This window comes from Arenivirga flava, assembly GCF_030161575.1.
GTDB lineage: Bacteria > Actinomycetota > Actinomycetes > Actinomycetales > Microbacteriaceae > Arenivirga > Arenivirga flava.
The window spans coordinates 1,188,542-1,202,026 of record NZ_BSUL01000001.1 but is presented as its reverse complement, the minus strand read 5'-3'; the positions used below and the strand labels follow the sequence as shown (position 1 = coordinate 1,202,026).

The following is a 13,485-nucleotide window of genomic DNA, read 5'->3' as shown; positions in this document are numbered from 1 at the left end:
GGCAGCACCGCCTGCGCGAGGCGCAGGGTGCGCTCGACGGCCTCGTCCCATCCGTCCTGACGCGTGCGGAACGGCTCGATCGCCCGGCTCAGCAGGGAGGCGGCCGTGTGCAGGCGCAGCTCCCGTTCGCCCGGAGCCGCGCGCTGCTCGGCGTAGCCGTCGAGCAGCGCGTCGGCGAGCGGCTCGGCACCCGCGAGCACGGCTGCGGCGCGGAACGAGCCGAGGTCGGCGGCGGGGCTGGCGAGGCAGACGCGGTCGAGGTCGATGAGGCGCACCCCGTCATCGCCGAGCAGCACCTGATCGGGGAGAGGTCGCCGTGGGCGACGGTCGGCGGGGTCGCCGAGCGCTCCACGCCGCGCAGCACGGCGTCGACGACGGCCCCCGCCTCCGGTGCCAGGCCCGGCAGGACGGCGGCCACGCCGTCGCGAGCCCGCACCAGCTCGCGGCGCAGCGAGCGCTCCGCGAGCAGGATCGCGCCGGCCGGCGGGGAGGCGTCGTGGAGCGCCGCGGTCGCGAGGCCGGCGAGCCGCGCAGCGGTCGGGTCGGGTCGGGCCGAGAGATCGCCGCGGCCCCACCACGGCAGCACGGTGGCCTCGGCGACCCGCGGCACGGCCGCCTCGGCGACGACGGGCACCCCGGCCGCGGCGAGGTCACCGCCCACGATCGCGACGAGCACGCGGTCGCGGCCCCGGGCGGCGAGCTTGAGCACCCGGCCGTCGGCGAGGCGCAGGACGATGCGCCGGGCCGGGTTGTGGCGCAGCACGAGCGAGCCGGTGTCGACGCCCGGCAGGCGGCGGCGCAGCCGGGCGAGGCTGCGCGCGATGGCCCGGTCGCCGTCGAGGGCGCCGACCACCGTGCCGGGCACGTCGCCGACGGCGGTGAGCCGCGCGCCGAGGCGGGATGCCGTCTGCAGGTCCTTCGCGGCCTTCGCGGCGTCGGCGTAGGCGGCGAGGAAGCGGCTGCCGCCGCGTTCGGTGCGCAGCGACGCGACGACGCCGGCGCCCGGCTTCCACCGCATCCGCTCGATGCGCGCCGGCTCGCCGACGGCCTGCGCGAGACGGTCGGCGTCGAGCAGCAGGGCGAGGCCCGGCACCCGTCGCTCGCGCAGGAGGATCGCCGCCTCGGCGCCGCTGCGCACGGCGGTCATCGCAGCACCTCGAGCGGCGCGGTCGCCGGGGTCGCCGGCAGCGGGAGCGGGCGGGTCGGCATCGGGCCGGCGGAGACGGACGGCTGCTCCGCATCCGAGGCACCCCGGAACCACGTCGCGAAGCGGCTGCCCGGTCGCTCGAGCAGGTCGGCGGGCCGTCCGTCCTCGACGATGCGGCCGTCCTCGAGCCAGAGCACGCGGTCGGCGCCGCGCACGGCGGCAGCGTCGTGCGTGATGGCGACCGTCGTGCGCCCCGCGGTGAGCCGGGCGAGGGACGCCGAGACCTGGGCGCGCGCGGCGGGGTCCAGCCCGGTCGTGGCCTCGTCGAGCACGACGACCGGGGCGTCGCGCAGCAGGGCCCGTGCGATGGCGATGCGCTGCCGCTGCCCGCCGGAGAGCGTGTCGCCCCGCGCGCCGAGCCGCGTCTCGTAGCCGTCGGGCAGCGCGGCGATGAAGTCGTGGGCCTCCGCATCGCGGGCAGCTCGCTCGACCTCCTCGTCGCTGGCGTCGAGCCGGCCGTAGCGGATGTTCTCGCGCACGGTGGTGGCGAACAGCACCGACTCCTGCAGCAGCAGCGAGACCTGACTGCGCAGGCCCTGCAGCTTCAGGTCGCGCAGGTCGTCGCCGTCGATGCGCACCGTGCCGTCGACGGGGTCGAGCATGCGCGGGATCAGCGAGGCGAGCGTCGACTTGCCCGCTCCCGAGGCGCCGAGCAGGCAGACGTGCTCGCCCGGTGCGATCCTCAGACGCAGGCCATCGAGCACGGTGGTGCCGCCATGGCGCACCGTCACATCGTCGAACTCGACGGAGCCGAAGCGGATGCGGGCATCCTTCGCGTGCGGCGCGTCGACGATGTCGGCGCGCTCGTCGAGCAGATCGGCCACCCGTTCCCCGGAGGCCGCGGCCCGGGCGATGCGGCCCGTGAACTTGGCCATGTCCTTCAGCGGGCGCATCGCGATCTTCAGGTACATGACGAAGATGACCAGATCGCCGGGGGTCAGCGCCCCCTGCGACACCCGCCAGCCGCCGAGGACGAGCACCAGCGCGGTCGCGACGCCGACGATGACGTCGGTGCCGCGCTCCAGTCGCGCGGCGAGCCGCTTGGCCTTGACCCCCTCGCGCAGCGCCCGGTCGTTGCCGCCCTGGAAGCGGCGGGCCACCGTCGACTGCAGGCCGTAGGCCTGCACGACGCGCATCGCGCCGAGGCTCTCGGCAGCGGTGTCGGCCAGCGCGCCCTCGCCCTTGCGGGTCGTGCGCGACGCCGCGGTGATGCGCTTGGTGCTGCCCCGCGAGACCAGCAGGTACGCGAGCGCCGCGCCGGCCACGATCGCGGTCATGAGCGGGTCGAGCAGCAGCAGCACCACGAGCAGCACGAGCAGGGTGACGACGTTGCCGACCAGGGGAGCCCCGCGGTCACGGCGACCTCCTGCAGCCGGCCGACGTCGCCGACGAGGCGCTGCACGGTGTCACCCGCCGGCGCGGTCGCGTGATACCGCATCGACAGCGACTGCACGTGGTCGAAGACGCGGGCGCGCAGGGCGGTGGCCACCTCCGATCCGACGATCGCGAACTGCACGGTCGACAGGTACGCGGCGAGGGCGCGCATCCCCACGATGCCCAGCAGGGCCGCGGCGCAGCCGAGGAGCAGCGGCATGGAGGCGCCGCCGCCGCCGATGCCGGGCACGTCGGCGCCCAGGCTCGCGCTCACGGCGTCGATGACCCATTTGATCGGCCAGGGCTCGAGGATGCGGAAGCACACCTCGCCCAGCAGCGCCAGCATGCCGCCGGCCGTGAGGGTGCGCTGGCCGCGCAGCTCCGGGCGCACGATGCGCAGCGTGCGGCGCAGGGGCCCGGGCTCCCGGCGGCTCACGACGCCACCTCGAGCGGATGGGCGGACGCGCCGGTCGCCGCATCGAGCGCCGCCTGCGCCACCCGGCGCCAGTCGTGCTCGCGTACGGCCTCGGCGCGTGCCGCGGCGCCCATGCGCCGCCGTGCGGCGGGATCGTCGATCAGCTCGGCGAGCGCTGCGCGCAGCGCCTCGACATCGCCCGGGGGCACGAGCACACCCGTGACGCCGTCGCGCAGCAGGATCGGGAGCTGGCCGGTGGCGCTGGCGACCACGGGCAGACCCGCCGCCAGGTACTCGAAGACCTTCAGCGGGGAGAAGTAGTCCTCCTCGCCGCCCGGGTAGGGTGCGGCGGCGACATCCGCTCGGGCGAGCAGCTCGGGGATCGCCGACGGCTCGACCGCTCCGGTGAACTCGACCTCGAGATCGAGGCGCTCGGCGCGCTCGCGCAGCGCTGCGCCCTCGGGTCCGTCGCCGACGACGAGCAGCCGCAGCGGCAGCCCGGCAGCGGCCTCGAGCAGCCGGTCGACGCCGTGCCAGGGCTTCAGGGTGCCGACGAAGGCGATCGTGGGCCGGTCCGTCGGCGCGTGCGCGGCCGGGGCGAAGCGGTCGACGTCGACGCCGTTGGGCAGCACGATCGTGCGCGGCGCGCCCTGCTCGCGCGCCCAGTCCTCGACGGGGCCGGAGACGCAGACCGCCGTGCTGGCCGCCTGGAGCGAGGCCCGGGTCGCGCGCTCCGCGCCCGCGCGGTCGTCCAGCACCCGGTGGCGGGCCTGCTCCTCGACGAGCGGCGCGTTCACCTCGAGCACGGAGGGCACGTCGGCGGTGCGGGCGACCACCGCCGCGGCCTCGCTGAAGAGGGCGTAACGCTCGTAGACGAGGTCGCAGCCGTCGGCGATCGCGGCCAGCGCGAGCTCCGCGGCCGCATCGGCCGTGTCCCGCTCGCGCTCGGCGCCCGCCGCGCCGTGGATCCGGCGTTCGACGACGGGCACGTCGGCGAGGTCCGCGGGCGGCTCGCCGCCGACCCTCGCGCAGTAGAGCGCGGGCTCGTGGCCGAGCCGGCGCATCGCGCGCAGCATCTCCTGCACGTGCACGGACGAGCCCTTGCGGCCGAAGACGGGCACCCCGGGGTCGACGCAGAGGTAGGCGATGCGCATCAGGCCACCGCCCGCTCGGCCAGGGCGCCGCCGGCGACCAGCTCCGCGAGCTGCTCCGCTTGGCGGGCGCTGTCGAAGCTGCGCTCGATGAGCGCCCGCGCCGAGCGGGTCATGGCCCGCGCCGCCGAGGGATCGTCGGCGATCGCGGTCAGCGCATCGGCGAGGGCGAGCGGGTCGGCCTGGGGCAGGAGGCGCCCGGTCACGCCATCGAGGATCACCTCGGGGATGCCGGTGACGTCCGTCGCCAGGCATGGGGCCCCGGAGGCCATGGCCTCGAGCAGCACCGTGGGCAGCCCGTCGGCGTTGCCATCGATGCCGACGACCGAGGGCGCGGCGAAGACGTCGCACCAGTCGAGCAGCTCGCGCACCTCGGCCTGCGTGCGCGGGCCGAGCAGCGCGAAGCGGTCGTCGAGACCGGCCGAGCGGATGCGCGCCGCGAGCTCGTCGTGCAGCTCGCCGCCGCCGGCGAGGCGCACCTCGACGGGCACGCCGCGCTCGCCGAGCATCCGCACCGCCTCGATCAGATCGGCGAAGCCCTTCTTCTCGACGAGCCGGCCCACGGCCGCGACGCGCAGCGGGCCGCCGTGCGCGGGGCGGTCGCGGTAGGGGAAGCGCTCGATCTCGAGGCCGTTGTAGACGCGGTGCAGCCTGCCGGCCGACGACGGGAACCGGCGGCGCAGGTCGGCCAGGTTGTACTCGGAGACGGTGACGACGTGGTGCGCATCGGCCAGCTTGCGACCGAGGTCGGCTTCGTCGACCTCGTCGTGGAAGATGTCCTTCGCGTGCGCGGTGAACGAATAGGGCAGCCCGGCGACGCGCGCGGCGAGCCGCGCGACGGTGGTCGCGGTCGAGGCGAAGTGGGCGTGCAGGTGCTCGATGCCGAGGTCGCGGGCGAGCCGGGCGACGCGCACGGCGTGCACGGCCTCGGTGACGGGCGCCTGCAGCAGCTCCGGCAGTTCGCGGGCGATGCCGGCGGCGACGACGGGGTCCCCGTGCGCCGCTTCGGCCAGGGCGCTCCAGGCGCTGCTCGCCTTCTCGGGTCGCGGCAGGTGCCGCACCGGGGCCTCGACGCGGGCGAGCTCGGGGTGGTAGCGCTCGTCGGCGCTCGCGCGCAGCGAGAAGATCGTGCAGCGCTCGCCACGGGCCTCCCGGGCGAGCAGCTCGGAGACGACGAAGGTCTCCGAGAAGCGGGGGTACGTCTTGACGACGTAGCCGATGCGGGGCGTCTCAGACGGCATGGGCGAGGTCCTTCCTGGCGGGGCGGCGGATGAGGGCGGCGGCGAGCTCGCCGATCCGGGCGAGGCCGTCGAGGTCGACGCCGCTGCGGTCGACGGCGTCGCCGACGCGCGCGGCGAGCCAGTCGCCGATGGCCGCGGAGTCGAGCCGCGCGGGGTCGAGCACGTCGAGCAGCCCGCGCCGGGCGAGGGCCTCGGCGCGGATGGCCTGCTCGCGCCGGCGCCGCACGCGCGGCACCACGAGCGCCGGCGTCGAGGTGCTCATGACCTCGCTGACGGAGTTGTAGCCGCCCATCGCGATCACCGCGCTGGCCCGGCGCACGAGGGCGAGGGCGTCCGGCACGCTCGTCACCACGCGCACGTCCGGCCCCGCGGCCGCGCGCACCCGGGCGCGATCGCCGGCGGGCATCTGCGGGCCGGTGACGACGACGTGGTGGTGCCCGGCCGGCACCGGGGCGCCTGCCGCGGCCAACGCCAGCTCGAGGCCGTCCGAGCCACCGCCGACCGTGGTCAGCACGAAGGGCTGCTCGGGGGATCGGTCCCGCCCGACGGGGCGTCCGTGGGCGAGGAAGCCGGTGCTGCGCACGAGGCGGCCCAGTCCGGCGGGGATCTCGCCGGCGGCCAGCGGGTCGTGCACGGCGTCGTCGCCGTAGACCCAGACGGCGTCGAAACGGCGGCGCACCGCATCCGCTCCGCCGATGCGCGACCACTCGGCGGCCATCGCGGCCGGGTCGTCGAGCACGTCGCGCAGCCCGAGCACAACGGCGCAGCCGGGGCGGTCGCGGCGCAGCCGGTCGAGCGCGGGTTCGAGCTCGCGGGCGACGCCGAGCGGATGCCGGTCGATGACGAGCAGGTCGGGGGCGAAGGCGTCGAGCGCCGAGCCGATCGCCGCGGACCGCAGTCCGGTGACCCGGCCCATGCCGGACCCCATCCGTCGCGGAGCGTAGCCGTCGGCGGCGGGGGCGACGCCGGGGACGACCAGCCAATCCCATCCCTCCGGCGTCGGGAAGACGGTGGCGCCGGGCTGACCGGTGATGAGCAGGCCGGAGACGGGCTCGCCCGTCGCAGCGGGCAGCGAGGCGCTGAGCTGGTGCGCGATGGCGAGGTTGCGGCGCACGTGGCCGAGTCCGACCGAGTCGTGCGAGTAGAGGGCGATGCGAGTGGCCACGGGGCGACCTTCCGTGCGGGATGGATGCGGTGGGCCGGTCGCTGCTGCGCCCGGTCGAGCACCATGCTCGTGACGGCCCGTGAGATCCCCGTGAGGCCTCGATGAGGTCGCTCTCATCCAGCGTCCGGCTCGCGTGCGGGCCGCTCGATAGGATCGGGGCATGGCGACAGCGGTGCATTTCGGGGCAGGCAACATCGGGCGGGGCTTCGTGGCCCAGTTCCTCCACGAGAGCGGATACGAGGTCGTCTTCGCAGACGTCAGCGACGAGCTCATCGGGGCGCTGCAGGCGCAGCCGTCCTACGTCGTGCACGAGATCGGCGAGGGCGCCCGCGACCACGTCGTCGACGGCTACCGTGCCGTGAACAGCCGCACCGACGAGGAGGCGCTGGTCGCCGAGATCGCCGCGGCCGACATCGTCACGACGGCCGTCGGCGCGCGCATCCTGCCCTTCGTCGCCCCGGTGATCGCGAAGGGGCTCGCCGCCCGCGCGGCCGATGCGCCGAAGCTGGTCGTCATCGCCTGCGAGAACGCCATCGGGGGTACCGACATCCTGCGCGGCGAGGTGCTGCGCGGTGCGGACGGCGCGAACGCCGTCTTCGCGAACTGCGCGATCGACCGCATCGTGCCGGAGCAGCGCGGCGGCCTCGACGTCACCCTCGAGACGTTCTCGGAGTGGGTCGTCGACCGCACGCCCTTCGATGGCGCCGAGCCGGAGATCGTCGGCATCACCTGGGTCGACGATCTCGCGCCGTTCATCGAGCGCAAGCTCTTCACCGTCAACACCGCGCACGCGACGGCCGCGTACCACGGCCGCGACCGGGGCATCGGCACCATCCGCGAGGTGCTCGCCGACGCCGGGCTCGAGCGCACGGTGCGCGCCGTGCTCGACGAGACCAAGGCGCTGCTCGTGGCGAAGCACGGCTTCGGCGAGGCCGAGCAGCAGGCCTACATCGACAAGACCTTGCAGCGCATCGCCAACCCGGAGCTGCCCGACACCTGCGAGCGGGTCGGCCGCGGGCCGCTGCGCAAGCTCGGCCGGCAGGAGCGCTTCATCGGTCCCGCCGCGCAGCTCGCGGAGCTCGGCCTGCCGACCGGCGGCCTCATCGGTGCCGTCGGTGCCGCGCTGCGCTTCGACGCGCCCGACGACGCCGAGGCGGTGCAGCTGCAGGAACGGCTCGGCTCCGGCGTCCCGGCAGAGGAGCTCGTGGTCGAGCTGACCGGGATCGATGATGCGCATCCGCTGTTCCCCGCTCTGCTCGACGTCGTCACCGGCCGCCTCGCCGAGGTGCGGGGCGGATGATCGCCGAGCGCTCGCCGGAGCCGCACGACGACGACGACGAGGCACTGAGCTGGGCGGGCGACGAGGCGCCGGTGCGCACCTCGAGCCGGGCCGCCGCCCCGGTCGGCGCGCAACGCTTCGACGACACCGTCGCCCCGGAGGGGGCGAGCCCGCCTCGGCCGAGCCGGTCGCCGAGCGCTCCAGCTCGGTGCTGCTCGTCGCCTCCGGCGTGCTCGGCGGCATCTACCTGCTCTTCACCATCGGATGGGTCCTCTCGGCCCGGCAGCAGCCCGCGCTCGACGGTCTTCCGGGCGTCATGTACGTGCTCGGCCAGTGGCTCGCCGTCGCCGCGCCGGCGCTCTGGTTCGGCGCCGCCCTCCTGCTCACCCGGCATCGCCCGGCGCCGGTCAAGCTGCTCTGGCTCGTCATCGGCATGCTGCTGCTCGTGCCCTGGCCCTTCATCCTGATCCGATGACCACCCGACGCGACGACCACGAGGACGAGCGGATGCAGCACGCCACCGAACCCGAGACCGCCGAGAGCGCGGTGGCCGGACGGAGGCCCCTCCGCCCGACCTGGCTGCTCGGCACGGTCGCCGTGGTCTTCGGGCTCTTCTACGCCTACGACGTGTGGGAGGCGGTGGGCAACTGGATCGGCATGGCGCAGGGCTACGCCGAGTTCGAGCAGGCGCTGCCGTGGGCCGTGTACCTCGCGTCGGTGGCGGTGCCGTTCGTGGTGTTCGTCGCGGCGCTGCTGGTGACGAGGCGCCGGCCGATCTGGCAGGTCGTCCTCGCTCTGCTCGTCGGCCTGGCGACCGTCGCGGTGCTCGCGCTGAGCCTCGAGCGCCTCGGCCTCCAGCTGTACTTCTCGCTCTTCGGCTAGGCCCGCGCGCGGCGGCGGCGGCCTCGGGCGTGATGATCTCGAGCGAGCGCGTGTCGTCCGGCACGACGACGACCTCGGGCTCCGGCCCGGGGATCACCAGCAGGGAGCTCGTGTCGTCGGGCACGACTACGTCGGAGACGGGCAGCTCGGCCTCGACGCGCCGCCGCGAGCGCAGCGCGGTGACGAGACCGTGCAGCGCGAATGCGGCCCAGACGGCGTTCGAGGCGAAGCTCGGCCAGGCCTCGTAGAGCGCGGCGCCGAGCGCGCCGACCACGCCGCCGGCCCCGTTCAGCACGAGGTAGGTCAGGGAGCGGGCGTGCACGCGACCACGGGCGATCAGCGCGTAGGCGGCGAGGGTGCCGACGGTGCCGGTCCAGCCGAGGGCGGGGGCGAGCACGGGGGCGAGGGCGTCGAGCACGGCGGTCTCCTGGGAGGGGTGAACGGGGGAGGGAGGGTGATGCCGTGCCTCGGGAACCCGCGCCGTGCTCGTGATCATCCTGCGCCCGATCCGCCCTTCACCACCAGTTCATTCCTCTGACTCCGGCATGTAGATTCTCTGAACATGGAGATCGACCCTCGGCGGCTGCGCGTGCTGCTCGCCGTCGCCCGCGCCGGCGGGGTGCTCGCCGCAGCCGACCTGCTGCACGTGACCCCCTCCGCGGTGTCCCAGCAGCTGGCCCGGCTCGAGCGCGAGGTCGGCGCCGCGCTGCTGGAGCGGCACCCCCGCGGGGTGACCCTCACCGCCGAGGGGCGCGACCTCGTCGAGGTCGCCGAGAACATCGAACGCGAGCTCGGCGAGGCGCGTCGGAGGCTCTCCGCGCGGGCCGGCGACCTCGAGGGGCACGTGAGGGTCGGCGGCTTCCAGACCTTCCTCTCGGTCGTGCTCATCCCGGGCCTGCCCGCCTGGCGCGAGCGGCAGCCCGGCATCGCGATCGAGATCATGGAGGGCTCGGGCGACGTGCTCGCCCGCGAGCTGCGCGCGGGCGACCTCGACCTGGCGGTCGTGGAGTACGACGCCGACGAGGCGGCCGCCGCGCTGCCGCTGTCGCTGCGCGAGGTGCCGCTGCTCGACGACCCGTGGCGTCTCGTGGTTCCAGCGCACTCGACCGCGGGCGAGGGGCTCGTGGCCTGGGACCGGCTCGGCGCTCCCTGGCTGGGCGTCGACTCGAGCGCGGCCATGGCCTCGGCGGCTGCGCGCGTGCGGCGCTCGCTCGGCGACTCCGGCGCATCGGTGCACCGCTACGGCGACTACGAGACGGCCCTCGCGCTGGTCGCCGCGGGGGAGGGCGTGGCCCTCATCCCCTCGCTCGCCCTGCAGCGCGACCTGCCCGAGGGCGTCGAGATCGTCGACGTGCCTGGGCTCGGCGCGCGGCGGGTCGCCGTACGGCACCGGACGGGGCGTCGAGCACTGCCGCCGGCGACGGACGCGGTGCTCGCCTTCGTGCGCGAGCTGGCCGCGGCGGCGCAGGGCGGCGTGCGCCCCGGGGAGTCGGATGCGGGGACCGCGGCGCACTAGGGTGGTCGGGTGCCCGCGGGTCGCAGCACCCCGCGGGTCCAGCGCCTCCAGAACCGTGCTGCAGCACCCCGAAGGATCCGATCCGTGGCGAAGCCGATCGTTCTGATCGCTGAAGAACTCTCCCCTGCGACCGTCGAGGCCCTCGGCCCCGACTTCGACGTCCGCTCCGTCGACGGCACCGATCGGCCCGCCCTGCTGGCCGCCATCGCCGATGCCGACGCCATCCTCGTACGCAGCGCGACGAAGGTCGACGCCGAGGCGATCGCCGCCTCGACGAAGCTCAAGGTGATCGCCCGCGCGGGCGTCGGCCTCGACAACGTCGACATCAAGGCCGCCACCGCGGCCGGCGTCATGGTCGTCAACGCGCCGACGTCGAACATCATCTCCGCCGCCGAGCTCACCGTCGGTCACATCCTCAGCCTCGCCCGGCACATCCCGGCCGCGCACGCCGCGCTCGCGCAGGGCCAGTGGAAGCGCTCGAAGTACACGGGCACCGAGCTCTTCGAGAAGACCGTCGGCATCATCGGCCTCGGCCGCATCGGCGCCCTCATCACCGCGCGCCTGCAGGCCTTCGGCGTCAAGGTCGTGGCCTACGACCCCTACATCACCTCGGCCCGCGCCCAGCAGCTGGGTGTCACCCCGGTCAGCCTCGACGAGCTGCTCGAGCAGTCGGACTTCATCAGCATCCACATGCCGAAGACCCCCGAGACGACGGGCATGATCGGCGCCGAGCAGCTGGCGAAGATGAAGCCGACCGCCTCGATCGTCAACGTCGCCCGCGGCGGCCTCATCGACGAGGCCGCCCTCCACGACGCCCTCGTCGCCGGAACCATCCGCTCGGCCGGCCTCGACGTCTTCGTCAGCGAGCCGCCGGCCCCCGAGACGCCGCTGCTCGCCCTCGAGAACGTCATCGTCACCCCGCACCTCGGCGCCTCGACGGACGAGGCGCAGGAGAAGGCGGGCGTGTCGGTCGCGAAGAGCGTGCGCCTCGCGCTCGACGGCGAGCTGGTGCCGGATGCGGTGAACGTCGCCGGCGGCGTCATCGACCCGCTCGTGCGGCCGGGCATCCCCCTCGCCGAGAAGCTCGGCCAGGTCTTCAGCGGACTCGCCACGGCGGCGCTCACCAGCGTCGACGTCGAGGTGCGCGGCGAGCTCGTCGACTACGACGTCAAGGTGCTGCGCCTCGCCGCGCTCAAGGGCATCTTCACGAACGTCGTCAGCGAGACCGTCAGCTACGTCAACGCTCCGCTGCTCGCCGAGCAGCGCGGGGTCGAGGTGCGGCTCATCGCCGCCGGCGCGAGCGACGAGTACCGCAACCTCATCACCCTGCGCGGCGCGCTGGCCGACGGCACCCAGATCTCGGTCTCGGGCACCCTGACCGGCACGAAGCAGACCGAGAAGCTCGTCGAGATCAACGGCTACGACGTCGAGGTGCCGTTCGCCGAGCACCACATCGTCATGGTCTACGCCGACCGCCCCGGCATCGTGGCGGTCTACGGCAAGGAGTTCGGCGAGGCCGGCATCAACATCGCGGGCATGCAGATCGCCCGCACCGAGGCCGGCGGCCAGGCGCTCAGCGTGCTGACCATCGACTCGCCCGCGCCCGACGCGCTGCTCGAGTCGGTGCGGACCGCGATCGACGCGCAGCTGCTCCGCGAGATCGACATCACCGAGTAGTCCTCCGGGCACGACGGAGCCCGCCGCCCCGAGGAGGCGCGGCGGGCTCCGTCATCGGGCGGGCTCCGTCGTCTGGCGGGTCAGGGGTCTGGTCCGTGCGACGCTCGGTGACCGTCGCATCCGCTGCGGGGTCGCGGACGGTGCGCTGGGTCGTGACCGACTGCCGACGACGCGCGAGCATCGCGATGCCGATCATGGTGATGACGAATCCGGCGCCCATGAGGAGGTAGCCGACCATCGTCAGGTCGATCCACTCCACCTGGATGTTGAGGGCGAAGGCCAGGATGGCCCCCACCACGAACAGGAAGATGCCGCCGCCGATGCTCATGAGCACTCCTCTCGGTACGGTCGCGGCTCGTCGTCCGGCGCGGGATGCGACGGCCGGGCCTGCGATGCCCCGACGGTACTGCCGCCCACCGCGCCGAGCGGATGCCTGCCAGAGCGCGTCCAGGCGCGGCCGGGCGGCAGATACGCTGGAGGCTCCAGCCCCACCGTCCTCCCAGGAGTCCGCATGAGCCCCAGCCACCTCGATCTCGCCGTCATTGCCGGGGACGGCATCGGCCCCGAGGTGGTCGCGGAGGCGCTGCAGGCGCTGCACCTCGCGGTGCGCGACGAGGTGCGGGTGTCGGAGACCCACTACCGCCTCGGCGCGGAGCACTACCTCGAGTCCGGCGAGATCCTCGACGACGCGACCATGGACAGGCTCGCGCAGCACCAGGCGATCCTCTTCGGCGCGATCGGCGGCGCCCCGAACGACCCCCGGCTCGCCGGCGGCATCATCGAGCGCGGGCTGCTGCTCAAGCTGCGCTTCGCGTTCGACCACTACGTCAACCTGCGGCCGAGCCGCATCCTCCCCGGCGTCACCAGTCCGCTCGCCCAGCCCGGCGACGTCGACTTCGTGGTGGTGCGGGAGGGCACGGAGGGGCCCTACGTCGGCAACGGCGGCGCGATCCGCGTCGGCACGAGGCACGAGATCGCCAACGAGGTGTCGGTCAACACCGCGCACGGCGTCGAGCGCCTCGTGCGCTTCGGCTTCGCGACCGCGGCCGCACGTCCCGCGCAGAAGCTCACGCTGGTGCACAAGACCAACGTCCTCAGCCACGCCGGCGGGCTCTGGTCGCGCACCGTCGACCGCATCGCCAAGGACTACCCGCAGGTCGCGGTCGACTACCTGCACGTCGACGCGGCGACGATCTTCATGGTCACCGACCCTGGTAGGTTCGACACCATCGTCACGGACAACCTCTTCGGCGACATCCTCACCGATCTGGCCGCCGCGATCAGCGGTGGCATCGGACTGGCGGCCTCGGGCAACATCAACCCCGACGGCGCCTTCCCCAGCATGTTCGAGCCGGTGCACGGTTCCGCTCCCGACATCGCTGGGCGGCAGCTCGCCGACCCCACCGCCGCGATCCTCTCCGCCGCCCTCCTGCTCGAGCATCTCGGGCACACGGAGGCCGCAGGCCGGATCACCACGGCGGTCGAGGCGGACCTCGCGGATCGCGGCGAGGCCCGGCGCAGCACCTCCGAGATCGGCACCGCCATCCGTCACCGCATCACGTCGCTCTAAGGACCCCG

At 74.5% G+C, this 13,485-nt stretch carries 13 protein-coding genes and 1 pseudogene; 6 read left to right on the top strand and 8 right to left on the bottom strand.

Features of this window, described 5'->3' with window-relative positions:
- Nucleotides 1–88: 88 nt before the first annotated feature.
- The 6 genes from QQK26_RS05870 to QQK26_RS05845 are packed head-to-tail and all read right to left on the bottom strand — an operon-like array spanning nt 89 to nt 6,553.
- Nucleotides 89–1,147, bottom strand: coding sequence for an aminoglycoside phosphotransferase family protein (locus QQK26_RS05870; protein WP_284230975.1), 1,059 nt, complete (start codon nt 1,145–1,147; stop codon nt 89–91).
- The gene (locus QQK26_RS05865; RefSeq protein ID WP_348519992.1) at nt 1,144–2,520 is read right to left on the bottom strand and encodes an ABC transporter ATP-binding protein; all 1,377 of its coding nucleotides are present in this window, start codon (nt 2,518–2,520) and stop codon (nt 1,144–1,146) included. Before QQK26_RS05865 ends, QQK26_RS05870 begins: the two co-directional genes overlap by 4 nt.
- Nucleotides 2,481–3,017 carry an ABC transporter transmembrane domain-containing protein gene (locus QQK26_RS16190; RefSeq protein ID WP_348519991.1) on the bottom strand — a complete coding sequence of 179 codons (537 nt, stop codon included), beginning with the start codon at nt 3,015–3,017 and terminating at the stop codon, nt 2,481–2,483. The genes QQK26_RS05865 and QQK26_RS16190 overlap by 40 nt, the downstream gene beginning before the upstream one ends.
- Nucleotides 3,014–4,150, bottom strand: coding sequence for a glycosyltransferase family 4 protein (locus tag QQK26_RS05855; RefSeq protein WP_284230973.1), 1,137 nt, complete (start codon nt 4,148–4,150; stop codon nt 3,014–3,016). The genes QQK26_RS16190 and QQK26_RS05855 overlap by 4 nt, the downstream gene beginning before the upstream one ends.
- Entirely contained in the window at nt 4,150–5,388 is a 1,239-nt protein-coding gene (locus QQK26_RS05850) for a glycosyltransferase family 4 protein (protein WP_284230971.1), read from the bottom strand. Before QQK26_RS05850 ends, QQK26_RS05855 begins: the two co-directional genes overlap by 1 nt.
- Entirely contained in the window at nt 5,378–6,553 is a 1,176-nt protein-coding gene (locus tag QQK26_RS05845) for a glycosyltransferase family protein (protein ID WP_284230968.1), read from the bottom strand. The genes QQK26_RS05850 and QQK26_RS05845 overlap by 11 nt, the downstream gene beginning before the upstream one ends.
- A 160-nt stretch (nt 6,554–6,713) precedes the next feature.
- On the opposite strand from QQK26_RS05845, the gene QQK26_RS05840 reads away from it, so the two are divergent.
- From QQK26_RS05840 to QQK26_RS05830, 3 genes are all read left to right on the top strand, one after another.
- Entirely contained in the window at nt 6,714–7,853 is a 1,140-nt protein-coding gene (locus QQK26_RS05840) for a mannitol-1-phosphate 5-dehydrogenase (RefSeq protein WP_284230966.1), read from the top strand.
- Nucleotides 7,854–8,040: 187 nt separating this feature from the next.
- Entirely contained in the window at nt 8,041–8,307 is a 267-nt protein-coding gene (locus QQK26_RS05835; RefSeq protein WP_284230964.1) for a hypothetical protein, read from the top strand.
- Nucleotides 8,304–8,714, top strand: coding sequence for a hypothetical protein (locus QQK26_RS05830; protein ID WP_284230962.1), 411 nt, complete (start codon nt 8,304–8,306; stop codon nt 8,712–8,714). The genes QQK26_RS05835 and QQK26_RS05830 overlap by 4 nt, the downstream gene beginning before the upstream one ends.
- A gap of 175 nt (nt 8,715–8,889) precedes the next feature.
- Here the strand turns inward: QQK26_RS05830 and QQK26_RS16405 are convergent.
- Nucleotides 8,890–9,210 (bottom strand): annotated as a pseudogene (locus QQK26_RS16405) (CBU_0592 family membrane protein); the annotation flags it as partial.
- Between the two features lie 66 nt (nt 9,211–9,276).
- Between QQK26_RS16405 and QQK26_RS05825 the strand changes: the two are divergent.
- Together QQK26_RS05825 and serA are read left to right on the top strand one after the other, a co-directional pair.
- Nucleotides 9,277–10,230 (top strand): LysR family transcriptional regulator, encoded by a 954-nt coding sequence (locus QQK26_RS05825; protein WP_284230960.1) that lies wholly within the window; start codon nt 9,277–9,279, stop codon nt 10,228–10,230.
- Nucleotides 10,231–10,314: 84 nt separating this feature from the next.
- Nucleotides 10,315–11,907, top strand: coding sequence for a phosphoglycerate dehydrogenase (serA, locus tag QQK26_RS05820; protein ID WP_284230959.1), 1,593 nt, complete (start codon nt 10,315–10,317; stop codon nt 11,905–11,907).
- Here serA and QQK26_RS05815 read toward each other — a convergent pair.
- Complete coding sequence (locus QQK26_RS05815; protein WP_348519990.1) at nt 11,897–12,235, bottom strand: DUF6458 family protein; 339 nt, start codon at nt 12,233–12,235, stop codon at nt 11,897–11,899. The genes serA and QQK26_RS05815 overlap by 11 nt on opposite strands.
- Nucleotides 12,236–12,418: 183 nt before the next feature.
- Between QQK26_RS05815 and QQK26_RS05810 the strand changes: the two genes are divergently transcribed.
- Nucleotides 12,419–13,477 carry a 3-isopropylmalate dehydrogenase gene (locus QQK26_RS05810; protein ID WP_284230957.1) on the top strand — a complete coding sequence of 353 codons (1,059 nt, stop codon included), beginning with the start codon at nt 12,419–12,421 and terminating at the stop codon, nt 13,475–13,477.
- Nucleotides 13,478–13,485 lie beyond the last annotated feature (8 nt).

Coding starts and splice junctions, on each gene's coding strand:
- QQK26_RS05870 (WP_284230975.1), bottom strand. CDS start 1,147: ATGACCGCCGTGCGCAGCGGCGCCGAGGCGGCGATCCTCCTGCGCGAG.
- QQK26_RS05855 (WP_284230973.1), bottom strand. CDS start 4,150: ATGCGCATCGCCTACCTCTGCGTCGACCCCGGGGTGCCCGTCTTCGGC.
- QQK26_RS05850 (WP_284230971.1), bottom strand. CDS start 5,388: ATGCCGTCTGAGACGCCCCGCATCGGCTACGTCGTCAAGACGTACCCC.
- QQK26_RS05840 (WP_284230966.1), top strand. CDS start 6,714: ATGGCGACAGCGGTGCATTTCGGGGCAGGCAACATCGGGCGGGGCTTC.
- QQK26_RS05830 (WP_284230962.1), top strand. CDS start 8,304: ATGACCACCCGACGCGACGACCACGAGGACGAGCGGATGCAGCACGCC.
- QQK26_RS05825 (WP_284230960.1), top strand. CDS start 9,277: ATGGAGATCGACCCTCGGCGGCTGCGCGTGCTGCTCGCCGTCGCCCGC.
- QQK26_RS05815 (WP_348519990.1), bottom strand. CDS start 12,235: ATGAGCATCGGCGGCGGCATCTTCCTGTTCGTGGTGGGGGCCATCCTG.
- QQK26_RS05810 (WP_284230957.1), top strand. CDS start 12,419: ATGAGCCCCAGCCACCTCGATCTCGCCGTCATTGCCGGGGACGGCATC.